This window comes from Labrenzia sp. OB1 (genome assembly GCF_001624695.1).
GTDB lineage: Bacteria > Pseudomonadota > Alphaproteobacteria > Rhizobiales > Stappiaceae > Roseibium.
The window spans coordinates 179,306-193,020 of sequence record NZ_JSEP01000004.1; the positions used below are offsets into that span (position 1 = coordinate 179,306).

13 protein-coding genes are annotated in these 13,715 nt (G+C 60.4%); all 13 read left to right on the top strand.

Features of this window, described 5'->3' with window-relative positions; translation table 11 throughout:
- Positions 1–8: 8 nt before the first annotated feature.
- A complete protein-coding gene (locus tag OA90_RS07335) occupies positions 9–458 on the top strand; it encodes a Fur family transcriptional regulator (RefSeq protein ID WP_068409232.1) in 450 nt (149 codons plus the stop codon).
- Positions 451–1,332, top strand: a complete 882-nt coding sequence (locus OA90_RS07340) for a lysophospholipid acyltransferase family protein (RefSeq protein WP_068408996.1) — start codon at positions 451–453, stop codon at positions 1,330–1,332. Before OA90_RS07335 ends, OA90_RS07340 begins: the two co-directional genes overlap by 8 nt.
- A 212-nt stretch (positions 1,333–1,544) precedes the next feature.
- Entirely contained in the window at positions 1,545–2,942 is a 1,398-nt protein-coding gene (miaB, locus tag OA90_RS07345; RefSeq protein WP_156510427.1) for a tRNA (N6-isopentenyl adenosine(37)-C2)-methylthiotransferase MiaB, read from the top strand.
- Positions 2,943–3,033: 91 nt separating this feature from the next.
- Positions 3,034–4,095 carry a PhoH family protein gene (locus OA90_RS07350; protein WP_068408998.1) on the top strand — a complete coding sequence of 354 codons (1,062 nt, stop codon included), beginning with the start codon at positions 3,034–3,036 and terminating at the stop codon, positions 4,093–4,095.
- 17 nt (positions 4,096–4,112) lie between these two features.
- Positions 4,113–4,628 carry an rRNA maturation RNase YbeY gene (ybeY, locus tag OA90_RS07355; RefSeq protein WP_068408999.1) on the top strand — a complete coding sequence of 172 codons (516 nt, stop codon included), beginning with the start codon at positions 4,113–4,115 and terminating at the stop codon, positions 4,626–4,628.
- A 38-nt stretch (positions 4,629–4,666) separates the two neighbouring features.
- Positions 4,667–5,881 (top strand): hemolysin family protein, encoded by a 1,215-nt coding sequence (locus OA90_RS07360; protein ID WP_244274559.1) that lies wholly within the window; start codon positions 4,667–4,669, stop codon positions 5,879–5,881.
- A 78-nt stretch (positions 5,882–5,959) separates the two neighbouring features.
- Positions 5,960–7,576 carry an apolipoprotein N-acyltransferase gene (gene lnt / locus OA90_RS07365; RefSeq protein ID WP_068409001.1) on the top strand — a complete coding sequence of 539 codons (1,617 nt, stop codon included), beginning with the start codon at positions 5,960–5,962 and terminating at the stop codon, positions 7,574–7,576.
- Between the two features lie 191 nt (positions 7,577–7,767).
- Complete coding sequence (locus OA90_RS07370) at positions 7,768–8,172, top strand: helix-turn-helix transcriptional regulator (protein WP_068409002.1); 405 nt, start codon at positions 7,768–7,770, stop codon at positions 8,170–8,172.
- A gap of 113 nt (positions 8,173–8,285) precedes the next feature.
- On the top strand, positions 8,286–9,458 hold the full coding sequence (metK, locus tag OA90_RS07375; RefSeq protein WP_068409003.1) for a methionine adenosyltransferase: 1,173 nt from the start codon (positions 8,286–8,288) through the stop codon (positions 9,456–9,458).
- A 74-nt stretch (positions 9,459–9,532) separates the two neighbouring features.
- A complete protein-coding gene (locus OA90_RS07380; RefSeq protein WP_068409004.1) occupies positions 9,533–10,219 on the top strand; it encodes a tRNA (guanine(46)-N(7))-methyltransferase TrmB in 687 nt (228 codons plus the stop codon).
- 374 nt (positions 10,220–10,593) lie between these two features.
- Positions 10,594–11,187, top strand: coding sequence for a ribosome maturation factor RimP (rimP, locus tag OA90_RS07385; RefSeq protein ID WP_156510419.1), 594 nt, complete (start codon positions 10,594–10,596; stop codon positions 11,185–11,187).
- A gap of 75 nt (positions 11,188–11,262) precedes the next feature.
- On the top strand, positions 11,263–12,918 hold the full coding sequence (gene nusA / locus OA90_RS07390; RefSeq protein WP_068409006.1) for a transcription termination factor NusA: 1,656 nt from the start codon (positions 11,263–11,265) through the stop codon (positions 12,916–12,918).
- Between the two features lie 140 nt (positions 12,919–13,058).
- A complete protein-coding gene (locus OA90_RS07395; RefSeq protein WP_082836900.1) occupies positions 13,059–13,715 on the top strand; it encodes an RNA-binding protein in 657 nt (218 codons plus the stop codon).

Below are 13,715 nucleotides of genomic sequence, written 5' to 3' on the forward strand. Positions count from 1 at the left end.
GCAACTCAATGGCGGACGACCAGCAACTAACGCTAGCGGATATGTGTATCGCAAAGGGCATGCGCATGACCGAGCAGCGGCGTGTTATTGCCACGGTCATTGAGGAGGCTTCGGACGAACATCCGGATGTCGAGGAGCTTTACCGCCGTTCGGTGTCGATCGATTCGAGGATCTCCATTTCAACAGTGTATCGGACGGTGAAACTGTTCGAGGATGCGGGCATGATCGAGCGCCACGATTTCCGGGACGGCCGCTCGCGCTATGAAACCGTTCCCGATGAGCACCACGATCATCTGATCGACCTGCGCAGCGGTCAGGTGATCGAGTTCCGCAACGAGGACATCGAGGCCCTGCAGGAGTTCATCGCCCGGAAACTAGGCTACAAGCTGGTCGACCACCGGCTGGAACTTTATGGCGTTCCCCTCGATCCTTCGAAGGACGAAAAGGACGATGGCTGAAATCAAGGCCGTTCTCATCATACTCGTCTTGACGATGGTCTCGTTGATCCTCATTCCGCTGCAATGGATTGCGATCCGGCTGCAGATTCCCATATGCAGAAAGTTGCCGCAGATCTGGCATCTGATCGCCACACGGCTGGTCGGCATCCGCATCCAGCAGATCGGCGGTCCATCGCCAGACAGGCCTTTGCTGATCACCTCCAATCATGCCTCCTGGGTGGATATCACGGTCATCGGCTCGCTCATGCCGTTGTCCTTCATCGCCAAATCGGAGGTGTCCCGCTGGCCGGTGTTCGGTCTGCTGGCAAAACTGCAGCGCACGGTGTTCGTCGACCGGACAAAACGGTCACGCACAGCCGAGGTGACCGATACGATTGCCGGTCGCATGGGGGCGGGCGATGCCATGGTGCTGTTTGCCGAAGGCACGTCCAATGACGGCAACCGAGTCCTGCCCTTCCGCTCGGCGCTTTTGGGCGCGGCAACGCGCGCGGTCGGCAATGGCGGCCAGAAGGTCTGGGTACAGCCCCTGTCGGTGGCCTATCAGGGTTTTTATGGTCTGCCGATGGGCCGGGCGCACCGTCCGCATGTCGCCTGGTATGGCGACATGGAACTTGCCGGTCACCTGTGGGGTGTTTTCGCGCGCGGATCCTTCGACGTGATCGTGCGCTGGGGGGACCCGGTTCTGGTTGACGGCGACACGGATCGCAAGGCGCTGACCCGTCAGTTGGAGCGGGAAGTGCGGGCGATGACGGCCGCTTCACTGCATCAAAAGCCGATTGAACACGAAGATTCCGGCGAAAGCGGCGATTCGGATGAAATCGAGCCGTTCGAGTTCTTCTCAAACGCGGAAAAACCCGGTAAAGCTGGCGTCTGAATTTACGAGTGCCGCCCGCAGCCATGCCTGAGCGGAAACGATGGGCGCGAAGGATTTTAGGATCCCGCCCGACGGCGCTTACACTCACGACATGCCGGCCGCGTGACGCAGGCCATGAGGAGCGAATGACAAGCCGCCCGGAAGCAGACCAGGAAACGACCGCATCCGCCGGTTCCGTGACCGCAGAAAAGACAGCAGCAGTGGCAGGAAACATGCGCAAGGTATTTGTGCGCACTTACGGCTGCCAGATGAATGTTTATGACAGCGACCGCATGACCGATGTCCTGGCGCCGGAAGGGTTCCAGGCGACGGACAATATGGAAGACGCGGATCTGGTCATTCTCAACACCTGCCATATCCGCGAAAAGGCCGCCGAGAAGGTCTATTCCGAGCTCGGCCGCATCCGCAAGGTGAAGGAAGAGCGCGCCAGATCCGGCAGGGAGATGATGGTCGGCGTCGCCGGCTGTGTGGCCCAGGCGGAAGGCGAGGAGATCTCCAGGCGCGCGCCGATTGTCGATCTCGTCGTCGGTCCCCAGAGCTACCACAAGCTTCCGGCGCTGCTGGACAAGGTTCGTCAGGGCAACAAGGTTGTCGAAACGGAATTCGACATCGACGCGAAGTTCGACCACTTGTCCGCACGTGCCGAGACGCCGGTGAAAAAGCGTCCTCCATCCGCCTTTCTGACGGTCCAGGAAGGTTGCGACAAGTTCTGCACCTTCTGCGTGGTGCCTTATACGCGCGGCGCGGAAGTGTCGCGCTCAGTGACGCAGATCGTGACCGAGGCGGAGCGTATGGCCGCTTCCGGCGTCCGGGAGGTCACGCTGCTTGGCCAGAATGTCAACGCCTACCACGGCGTTGCGCCCGATGGCGCGACCTGGGGGCTCGGCCGCCTGCTGCGCCGGCTCTCGGAGATCGACGGTCTGGACCGGCTGCGCTACACGACCAGTCACCCGCGCGATATGGACGACGATCTCATCGACGCTCACCGGGAACTGAAAACCCTGATGCCCTATCTGCATCTGCCGGTTCAGTCCGGGTCCGACGCGATCCTCAAGGCCATGAACCGCCGGCACACGCGTGAGGAATATTTCCGTCTGATCGACCGCATTCGCGACGCCGCGCCCGGCATTGCGCTTTCCGGCGATTTCATCATCGGATTTCCGGGCGAAACGGATCGCGACTTCGAGGATACGATGGATCTGATCCGGCGCGTCGGTTACGGCTCCGCCTTTTCGTTCAAATACAGCCCCCGGCCCGGAACGCCGGGTGCGGGCATGCACGATCAGGTGCCGGAAGACGTGAAGTCGACGCGCCTGGCCGCCTTGCAGGATCTGGTGAGCGAACAGCAGAAGGCCTTTAACCTGTCCCGGCTCGGCATGACCTGTGACGTGCTGCTGGAAAAGGTCGGCCGCAATCCAGGTCAGCTTGTCGGCAAGTCCCCGTGGCTTCAGCCGGTGCAACTTGATGCCCCGGAGGCCCTGATCGGCAGCATACAAGCGGTGGAAATCGTAGACACGGGATCTAATTCGCTGTTCGGACGCCTGATAGACGGGCAAGATGAAACTGACTTTTCCGGGGCCATCCCGGCTTCGGCGGCTCAGGCCGGATGACTACAGGAGACGTCGTTTGACGCGAGACAGCCACTCTTCTCCCCGCAAGTCCACGGACCAGTCTTCTTCCGCCGCCGCGTCGGCCTCAGATATGACCCACATCGTCCTTGCTTTTGAAGACAACCGGCTGATTGGAGATCTCTTTGGCCAATTCGATCAGAACCTGGCTCTGATCGAGCAACGGCTCGGCATAGATGCGATCGCACGCGGCAATCAGGTCACCCTGAAAGGGTCCCAGGCAGGCTGTGCGCAGGCGCGTACGGCACTGGAATCCATGTACCAGCGGTTGCTGCAGGGCCAGGAGCTTCATCCCGGCGATGTGGATGGTGCGCTGCGGATGGCCGCTGCCGCGGAAGCGCAGCTGCCCTTGCCGACGCTTGAGCCCAAGTCCCGGCTGGCTTTCGCGCAGATCGCCACCCGCCGCAAGACCATCGTCGCCCGGACACCGACGCAGGATGCCTATATCCGTGCGATGGACCGCGCCGATCTGATCTTCGGTACCGGCCCGGCCGGCACCGGCAAGACGTTTCTGGCCGTCGCCTATGCCGCGGCGCTTCTGGAACGCGGCGATGTCGCCCGGCTGATCCTGTCGCGCCCGGCTGTCGAGGCCGGCGAACGGCTCGGCTTTCTGCCCGGTGAAATGAAGGACAAGGTCGACCCCTATCTGCGCCCGATCTATGACGCGCTTTATGAAATGATGCCGGCGGAAAAGGTGGATCGCGGTCTGCAGTCCGGAATGATCGAGGTCGCCCCGCTCGCCTTCATGCGCGGCCGTACGCTGTCGAACGCCGTCGTTCTGCTTGATGAGGCTCAGAACACCACGTCCATGCAGATGAAGATGTTCCTGACCCGGCTTGGCGAGGGGTCCAAGATGATCGTGACCGGCGACCCCAGTCAGATCGATCTTCCTCCCGGACAGAAATCCGGTTTGCGGGAGGCTCTTGGGCTTTTGACGGACATACGGGAAGTCTCCCACATCCGCTTCAATGAAACGGATGTGGTTCGTCATGAACTGGTCGGCCGGATCGTCACCGCCTACGACAATGCCTCCCGTGAGGAATCGGAAGCGCGCGAAAAGCGTTATTCCGAGCGCCGGCAGGGTGCAGCGCTTGAGGGCGCCAAACCCCGCTCCCGTGAAGCCGCGGCCACCTGAAGACTATTGGATCCTTGATGCCAGGCCCTTTGCCAGATGGACTTGTGACAGATCTCGCGATAGAGGCGGGGGAATGGCCCGGGGAAGCCGTCCTGTTCCAGATGGCGGGCCGGGCGATTTCGGCGGCATTTGCAGAAGCCGGTCTGCAAGTGTCTGAAAATTCGGAAGTCTCGCTTCTTTTCACCGACGATGCCGGGATCCGGAAATTGAACGCCAAGTGGCGGGACAAGGACAAGGCGACCAATGTTCTGTCGTTTCCCGCCGGTGAACCGGATGGAGACATATATGGACCGCTGCTGGGGGATATCGTATTCGGATACGAGACCGTTTTCCGGGAAGCGGAAGAATTGGGAATTGAATTCGGCGACCACCTTTCCCATCTGATTGTTCATGGTTTGCTTCATCTTTTCGACTATGATCATCAGGATAATGAGGAAGCGGAGCTGATGGAGAGCCTTGAGAAAGCCATACTGGCATCTCTGGGGATCGATGACCCTTACGTGGACAGCCCTCTTGTGGCTGACAGCGGTTAAGTGGCATCATGAGGCACGTTGTTTTGTATTGATGGATGATGAACGCAGTTGAACCGCAAAGTCCGGCAGGCGAGCCGAAGGCCGCCACGTCAGGGCAATCTCAGGACGGGGAAGACCCGCAACAGACCAGGCCGCAGCGATCTGCGGCCTTTCTCGAAAATCTCAAACGCGTGTTGCGCTTGGGCCGCCAGTCTTCGTCGCTGCGCGAAAATCTTGAAGACGAGCTGGCGCGGGAAGGCAGCGACAATGCGTCGTTCTCTCCCGAAGAGCGCATGCTGCTCGGAAATATTCTGCGTCTCAGGGAACTGCGCGTCGACGATGTGATGATCCCGCGCGCCGATATCGAGGCGGTCGATGTGGACACCAGCCTGAGCAGGGTGATGGAACTGTTCCAGAAGAGCGGCCATTCCCGCATGCCTGTCTACGAGGATACGCTCGACGATCCTCGCGGCATGGTTCACATCAAGGACCTGATGGCCTTTATCGCCGAGCGTGCTGCAACCGCAAGGTCTGCAACTGCTGTGGACAAAAATGCCGATGAAACCGACGGTGAGGACCTTTCTTCCAACGGTTCGACGCGCAATGGCCACAACAGACCGGACCTGGATCTGTCCGGTGTCGACCTGTCGGTCACCCTCAAGGAAACCGAACTTTTGAGGGATCTGCTGTTCGCGCCACCTTCCATGCCCGCGACCGACCTGATGGCGAAAATGCAGGCCGACCGGATTCAGATGGCGCTGGTGATAGACGAATATGGCGGCACGGACGGTCTCGTTTCCCTGGAAGATCTGGTCGAAGAGGTCGTCGGCGACATCGAGGACGAGCATGACGAGGCCGAGGAAGCCATGCTGACCCCTGAGGGAGAGGGTGTATGGATCGCTGATCCGCGCCTGCCCCTTGAGGATCTGGACGAGGCGCTCGGCACCGATCTGACAAGCGGTGAAATCTCGGAGGATGTCGATACCCTGGGCGGTCTGCTCTACGTCTCGGTCGGCCGGGTTCCGGTTCGCGGAGAGCTGCTGTTCGTGCCCGACGAGATGCCCGGATTCGAATTCGAGATCATGGATGCGGATCCGCGGCGCATCAAACGCCTGAAGATCCGCCGCCGCCGCGCGGAGCCCCGTCAGCAGGAATTGCGCCGCCGCCCGAAACGCAGCGACGTGCCCGTGAGCGAGGTCAGCCCCGAGAAGGGCGCCGGCCCGGATCGATCTGTCGTTCCCGGGGAAGCCGGGCAGGCCGACAAACTTTCATGACCAGCCTTGAATAGGCCTTGACCGCCTTGCGGCAAGACGACAATTCTCCTGCCTTGTGAAACAGGAGAGAAGTCCCGAATGCACTGGTTGTCTCAACGCCTGGCCGTTCTGCCGAACTTCTTCCTTCTGTCCTGGGGATGGCAGCGCCGCATGGTGTGTGTGCTGTGCGGAGCGGCGACCGCCTTCGCGCTGCCGCCATACGGGCTGATACCTGTTCTGGCGATAACCTTTCCCTGTCTTGTATGGATACTGGACGGCGCTGTGGAGCCGGGACCGGGAAAGGTTCGGAGCCGGCTGCGCACCGGTTTCGTCCTCGGTTGGCTGTTCGGCTTCGGCTATTTTCTGTCCGGCTTGTGGTGGATAGGGGCGGCTTTTCTCGTTGAGGCGGAGCGCTTTGCCTGGTTGATGCCCTTCGCGGTTCTGGCGATGCCTGTCGGCCTGGCGCTGTTCACCGGGCTTGGTGTTGCGCTTGCCGCGCTCCTTTGGTCGGACAGGTTCTACCGGATTGTGCTTCTGGCGGCCTGCCTGTCCCTGTCGGACTGGCTGCGCGGCCACGTGCTGACGGGCTTTCCCTGGAATGCTTTCGGCTACGGCGTGTCCGGGTCGCTCACCCTGTCGCAGACCGCCAGCCTGGTTGGCATTTACGGCCTGACGTTCCTGACCCTGGCGCTTGCAGCGTCTCCGGCTGTTCTCGCCGATGCGAGGCCCTTGCGGCAACGCCTCGCGGCGTTGGGCGCCGCAATCACGGTGTTGGTCGTGGTCGCGGTCTATGGGGCGGTCCGGATCGCCTCGGTGGAGACGCAGGACGCCGCGCTGGATATCCGCATCGTTCAACCGTCGATCAGCCAGAAGGACAAGTGGCGGCCGGAATTCAGGGACACGATTTTTCAGACATACCTGGATATGACCGAGGCGCCCCTTGGCGGCACCGCCCGGGTCGGCATGCCGAGGCTCGTGGTCTGGCCGGAATCGGCCGTGCCCTTTCTTCTGACGCAGGAGCCGGATGCCCTTTACCGGGTGGCAGGCGCCCTTGGCGAAGCGAGCGAACTGGTGACCGGCGCCATTCGTGCCGAGGCTGGAGCCGAGGGCGCGGTATACTTCAACAGCGTCTATCTGATCGGCGACGATGGCACCGTGCGCGGCATATACGACAAGGTCCGCCTGGTGCCGTTTGGCGAATTCGTTCCCCTTCGATCCGTGCTCGACGGGCTGGGAATTTCCAATCTGGCCGGCCCCCTGGAAGGCTTTGAAGCGGGATTCCAGCGGCGCGAGCTGTCCACTGCCGGGGGTTTAGGTTTTCTACCCCTGATTTGCTATGAGGCAATTTTCCCTGTCGATTTACCGGGAAAAACCGGTGCGCCGGCTTTCCTGCTGAATGTGACCAATGATGCCTGGTTCGGACGCACGCCAGGACCCTACCAGCATTTCGCGCAGGCCCGTATGCGGGCAATCGAAACGGGTTTGCCTCTCATTAGAGCAGCGAACACAGGCATTTCTGCGATTGTTGACGGGACGGGCGAAGTGATTGATGCTCTTTCAGTATTCGAAAAGGGCGTGATAGACGGAAGATTGCCGCAAAGCATCGGTAAAACAATCTACGGCAGATTTGGCGACGCAACTTTTCTCATAGTAGCGATTTTGCTTGTATTATTTGCGGGTGCATTCATATACAACCGACGTTCGCGCGTAAATTGATATTTTTTGTTTGAGTTGAGTGAAGGAAGTGTGATACAACCGTGAAATAGCCGATTGAGGGCTGCTTCATGTACAAGTGAAGGGTTGCGGGCAAACTTCGATCTCTTGGGCCTTGTGGGAGGACACTGGGGGAGCTTGTGCAAACGACAACGAGCGGACATTCGCCGCGAGAAAAAGAAAGAGCGACGTAGATGCCCAGTAAGAAGTCTCCGAATCCGATTGATATTCATGTTGGTAGCCGTGTCCGGCTCCGCCGCATGATGCTTGGCATGAGCCAGGAAAAGCTGGGCGAAGCCCTTGGCATCACCTTTCAGCAGATTCAAAAATACGAAAAAGGCACCAACCGGATCGGTGCCAGCCGCTTGCAGCATATTGCGACTGTACTGAAGGTGCCGGTAGCTTTCTTCTTCGAAGATGCTCCAGGCACTCCGGATGAAGCCGAAGGCTTCGGGGAAACGCAGCCTACCTCTTATGTGGTGGATTTTCTGTCGTCTTCCGAAGGGCTTTCGCTCAACAAGGCATTCGTGCGGATTGAAGATCCGAAAGTGCGTCGGCGGATCGTTGATCTTGTCCGCTCTCTCGCCGGCGATGAGTGACAAAAATTCATCTCGCGCTTGACGTGGCGAAAAACTTCTAAGATTGATGCTTCTGGAAGCGGCGAGGTCATTCGCCGCTTCCGTCATATTCATTCCCAGAAGGACGATCGCCAATGGCACGTCAGAATTACCTCTTTACCTCCGAATCCGTGTCCGAAGGACACCCGGATAAGGTCTGTGACCGAATTTCAGATGCGGTCGTGGATGCCTATCTCAGGGAAATGCCGGAAGCTCGCGTAGCCTGCGAAACGCTCGCGACGACCAACCGTATCGTTATTGCGGGTGAAACCCGCGGTCCGGCGACCATCACCAACGAATATATCGCTCACCTGGCGCGTCTCGCCGTCAGGGACATCGGTTACGAGCAGGACGGTTTCCATTGGGAAAACTGCGACGTGGCCGTTCATCTGCACGCGCAGTCCGCGCACATTGCCCAGGGCGTGGATGCCGGTGGCAACAAGGACGAGGGCGCGGGCGACCAGGGCATCATGTTCGGCTACGCCTGCCGTGAAACCGAAGAACTCATGCCGGCGCCGATCCTTTACTCCCACAGGATCCTTCATCTGCTTGCGGAAGCCCGCAAGTCCGGCAAGGAGCCGGTGCTCGGACCGGACGCGAAAAGCCAGGTCACCGTGCGCTATGAAGACGGCAAGCCTGTCGGTGCGACCTCCATTGTCCTGTCGACCCAGCACCTGGATCCGGCGCTCTCGTCGCAGGATATTCAGTCGATCGTCGAACCTTACATTCGCACCGCGCTTCCCGACGGCTGGATTTCCGCTGAAACCGTCTGGCACGTGAACCCGACCGGCGCCTTCGTCATTGGCGGCCCGGACGGCGACGCCGGTTTGACCGGCCGCAAGATCATTGTCGACACCTATGGCGGCGCCGCGCCCCATGGTGGCGGTGCCTTTTCGGGCAAGGATCCGACCAAGGTCGATCGCTCGGCGGCCTACGCGGCCCGCTATCTTGCCAAGAACGTCGTGGCCGCTGACCTCGCGGACCGCTGCACCATCCAGCTTTCCTATGCGATCGGTGTTTCCGACCCCCTGTCCGTCTATGTCGATCTGCATGGAACGGGCCGGTGTGACGAAGCCCGGCTGGAAACGGCGCTTCGTGATGTCATGGGCCTGAGCCCGCGAGGCATCCGTGAACATCTGAAGCTGAACAAGCCGATCTACGAGCGCACGGCGGCCTATGGCCACTTCGGCCGTGAGCCGGATGCGGAAGGCGGATTTTCCTGGGAAAAGACCGATCTGGTCGACCAGCTTCGCCCGCTTGCCGGATAACGTCGCCAGAGCGTTCTGAAAGAAAAGGATCGCCGGCCAGTCGCCGGCGATCCGCTGTTTGAAGTTGTTACAAGATGGCTGACCGCTACGAAGGTTCCTTTTTTGGCCGCCGCATAGGCAAGCCGCTGACACCACGCCGTGAGGCGATGATGAAAAGGGAGCTGCCGCGCCTCGGGCTGGACCTCGAAACCCCTGCGCCAGCCGATCCTGGCGATCTTTTTGACGCGGACGTCCGGGATATCTGCCTGGAGGTCGGTTTCGGTGGCGGCGAGCATCTGCTGCACAGGGCGAGAACCAATCCCCAAACCGGCTTCATCGGTGTCGAACCCTTTGTCGGCAGCATGGCCAAGGCCCTTGCCGCAATCGTGGAAGAGGGACTGCAAAACGTCCGCCTCTTTGATGACGATGCGGTCAATCTGCTCGACTGGCTCCCGGAGGCTTCCGTCGATCTGGCCTATCAGCTTTATCCCGATCCCTGGCCGAAGGCGCGCCACTGGAAGCGTCGTTTCATCAATCAGCTCAACCTGTCCCGCTATGCCCGTGTGATAAAGCCGGGGTGCGAGTTCCGCTTCGCCAGCGACATCGACACTTATGTCGACTGGACCCTGCGCCATTGCCGCGATCATCCGGCATTTGAATGGACGGCCGAAACCGCAGCCGACTGGAAGACGCCCTGGGAGGGGTGGCCGGGCACACGATATGAAGCCAAGGCGATCCGCGAGGGCCGTATTGGCCGCTATCTTACGTTCCGGCGGGTTTAGCGCCCGTCGCTTTGAAGCGGCTTCCCGGGTTCGGGAAGATGCCCGAGGCAGTGTTCGCATCGCAAATGCGTTCAGGAGATTTCCTGAATTCAATTCAAGGCGACATGCTCCGGCGGTCAGCTTTTGCGTCTGAATAGACTTCTTTCCGGGATTCCTGCCTGCGGCTCTTGCCTTTTTACGGTCTTTGGCGTTATACAGCCCGTGTTTCACCTCAACGGCTTTTCTGGGCATTTGAGAGTGGGCCCGCCGGGGACCCGCTCTTTTTCGCTTACTTAAACCGGAAACTGAAGAATTCGAGCAGGATTGCCCTATGTAAACTGACAGTCAGGCATCTGATGCTCTGGGCCGGAAGCGGCTGTAAACGGGAGCCAAGTGTGAGCGCACACGAACCAAGAATTGTGACGGAACAGGGTGTCGACGCCCGTGTTGCCGCGATAGTGGAGCCGGTCATCGAAGACCTGGGCTACCGCTTGGTGCGCACCAGGATCAGCGCGGCCAATGGCTGCACGCTGCAGATCATGGCCGAACGCCCCGATGGCACCATGACTGTCGAAGACTGCGAAACCGTCAGCCGTGCGGTGTCTCCCGCCCTTGACGTTGAAGACCCGATCAACCGGGCATATCATCTTGAAGTTTCCTCTCCCGGCATCGACCGGCCTCTGGTGCGCTCCGGTGATTTTGAGCGCTGGGCCGGCCATGATCTGAAGGTCGAAATGGCCGTCATGCTCGAAGGCCGCAAACGGTTCCGGGGCACCCTTCTCGGCGTGGAAAACGGCGCTGCCAGGATCCGCATTCCCGATACGAGCAAGGGCGAGGAAGACACGGTGGCCTTGCCGCTCGAGAATATCGGCGAAGCCAAGCTTGTGCTCACCGACGATTTGATTACCGCGGCTCTTCAGGCGGAAAAGGCGGCTCTGGCCGCCCGCGATCCGCAGGATGAGCTGACTCAGGACAACACGCCCAACTAAGCACACGGCTTGGCGGCAGGAAGATAAAGCGCCCGGTACGGACCCGACACTAAAAAGGCGCAAGAGGAGTGGAATATGGCAATCAGCGCGAACCGGCTGGAACTGCTGCAAATCGCTGACGCGGTCGCACGGGAAAAATCGATCGACCGGATGATCGTCATCAACGCGATGGAAGATGCGATCCAGAAGGCGGCCCGCTCCCGGTACGGCACGGAAACGGAAGTTCGCGCCGAGATCAATCCGAAAACCGGTGAGATCCGTCTGCAGCGTCTTTTGCAGGTTGTCGAAACAGTCGAGAACGTCTCGACCGATATTTCGCTGGCCGATGCCCTGGCGCGCAACCCGGAAGCAAGCCTTGGCGACTTCATCGCCGAACCGCTGCCGCCGCTCGACTTCGGCCGCATCGCCGCGCAGTCCGCGAAGCAGGTCATCGTGCAGAAAGTGCGCGAGGCCGAGCGCGACCGCCAGTACGATGAATTCAAGGATCGTGTCGGCGAAGTCATCAACGGCGTCGTCAAGCGTGCGGAATACGGCAATGTCATCGTCGATCTCGGCCGCGGCGAGGGCATCGTCCGCCGCGACGAACTGATCCCGCGCGAAATCTTCCGCACCGGCGATCGGATCCGCGCCTTTATCTATGATGTCCGCCGCGAGCAGCGCGGTCCGCAGATCTTCCTGTCGCGTACTCATCCGCAGTTCATGGCCAAGCTGTTTGCCCAGGAAGTGCCGGAAATCTATGACGGCGTCATCGAGATCAAGTCGGTTGCCCGTGACCCGGGCTCGCGCGCCAAGATCGCCGTGATCTCAAAAGACAGCTCCATCGACCCGGTCGGTGCCTGTGTCGGTATGCGCGGCAGCCGCGTTCAGGCGGTCGTCGGCGAGTTGCAGGGTGAAAAAATCGACATCATCCCGTGGAACGAGGAAGCGGCAACCTTCATCGTCAACGCGCTGCAGCCGGCGGAAGTCGCCAAGGTTGTTCTGGATGAGGATGCCGAACGTATTGAAGTCGTCGTTCCGGATGACCAATTGTCTCTGGCGATTGGACGTCGCGGACAGAACGTGCGTCTCGCCTCCCAGCTGACCGGCTGGGCTATCGACATCATGACGGAGCAGGAGGAATCCGACCGCCGTCAGAAGGAATTCCAGGAACGCTCGCAGTTGTTCATGGAAGCCCTGAACGTCGACGAGATGGTCGGCCAGCTGCTGGCGACCGAAGGGTTCTCTTCTGTTGAGGAAGTGGCCTATGTGGAGCCTGAGGAAATCTCGATGATCGAGGGCTTCGATGACGATACGGCTGTCGAGATCCAGGCCCGTGCCCGTGATTTCCTTGGTGAACTTGAAGCCAAGCAGGACGAGGAGCGCCTCTCGCTGGGCGTTTCCGATGAGCTCCGGTCGATTGACGGCCTGACCACCGCCATGCTGGTTGCCCTCGGCAAGGAGGGCGTCAAGAATATGGAAGATCTGGCCGGATGTGCCGCCGACGATCTTATCGGCTGGGTCGAGCGCAGGGATGGTGAAACCAAGCGCTTTGAGGGGGCATTGTCCGAATTCGACGTTTCACGCGCCGATGCGGAGAACATGGTGATGTCGGCACGTCTGGCGGCAGGCTGGGTCACCGAAGAGGAACTGGCGGCCCAGGCAGCTGAGGCGGAAGACGACGAGGATGTCGATGCCGAGCCTGTCGAGGTTGCCCAGGAAGAAGTGGCCGGTGGCGCGATCCTGAACGGATAACGCTCGGGGCGAAAGCCCCGGCGGGAGCCTCCCGCGGCTGCAAGCGGGCGGGGCGCGAGCCCTGACGAATTAAGATTGATCAGCTTTTCCGCTTTCAAGTGGAGTTGGCTGAGAGCAGGTTGATCCGGGGGAGTGGCCGCGTGCCCAGGAAGAACGAACCAACCGAACGGCAATGTGCCGTCACCCGGGAGGTTCTGCCCGTGAGTTCGCTGATCCGGTTCGTCCTTGACCCTGTGGGGGAGGTCGTTCCGGACCTGAAGCGGGTGCTGCCCGGACGCGGCGTCTGGGTATCGGCGTCAGGCGATGTTGTCGCTGTCGCCGAGAAGGACCGGAAGAAAGTATTCGGCAGGGGCTTCAAGGGTGAAGCCCGTGTCGAGCCCGGACTGGCGGATCGTGTCGATGCGCTCATGGAGCGGTCTGCGTTGCAGGCGCTCTCCATGACGCGCAAGGCGGGCGGGCTGGTTACCGGGTACGCAAAGGTTGACGCGGCGCTGCGGCGTGACCCGGTCATCGGGTTGTTGCATGCCTCGGACGCCGCTGAAGATGGGGTAAGAAAGCTTGCGGCGGTGGCCGCGGGCAGAGAAGAACCGGCAAATGGCTGCGAAATCGTCCGTTTGTTCGATTCGGCTCAATTGGATTTGGCATTGGGCCGGTCTAATGTGATACATGCTGCACTGCTTGCGGGGCAGGCGAGCGAAAATTTCCTGGCACGAGTGCGTGACTTGGAGAGATTTCGCAGCTATTCCAACGCAGACGGCACTAATAGCAACGCTGAAAAGGCAGTTGCGCAGGACTGA

Coding starts and splice junctions, on each gene's coding strand:
- nusA (WP_068409006.1), top strand. CDS start 11,263: ATGGCAATCAGCGCGAACCGGCTGGAACTGCTGCAAATCGCTGACGCG.
- lnt (WP_068409001.1), top strand. CDS start 5,960: ATGCACTGGTTGTCTCAACGCCTGGCCGTTCTGCCGAACTTCTTCCTT.
- ybeY (WP_068408999.1), top strand. CDS start 4,113: ATGCCAGGCCCTTTGCCAGATGGACTTGTGACAGATCTCGCGATAGAG.
- OA90_RS07380 (WP_068409004.1), top strand. CDS start 9,533: ATGGCTGACCGCTACGAAGGTTCCTTTTTTGGCCGCCGCATAGGCAAG.
- metK (WP_068409003.1), top strand. CDS start 8,286: ATGGCACGTCAGAATTACCTCTTTACCTCCGAATCCGTGTCCGAAGGA.
- OA90_RS07335 (WP_068409232.1), top strand. CDS start 9: ATGGCGGACGACCAGCAACTAACGCTAGCGGATATGTGTATCGCAAAG.
- OA90_RS07360 (WP_244274559.1), top strand. CDS start 4,667: ATGAACGCAGTTGAACCGCAAAGTCCGGCAGGCGAGCCGAAGGCCGCC.
- OA90_RS07370 (WP_068409002.1), top strand. CDS start 7,768: ATGCCCAGTAAGAAGTCTCCGAATCCGATTGATATTCATGTTGGTAGC.
- OA90_RS07350 (WP_068408998.1), top strand. CDS start 3,034: ATGACCCACATCGTCCTTGCTTTTGAAGACAACCGGCTGATTGGAGAT.
- miaB (WP_156510427.1), top strand. CDS start 1,545: ATGCGCAAGGTATTTGTGCGCACTTACGGCTGCCAGATGAATGTTTAT.
- OA90_RS07340 (WP_068408996.1), top strand. CDS start 451: ATGGCTGAAATCAAGGCCGTTCTCATCATACTCGTCTTGACGATGGTC.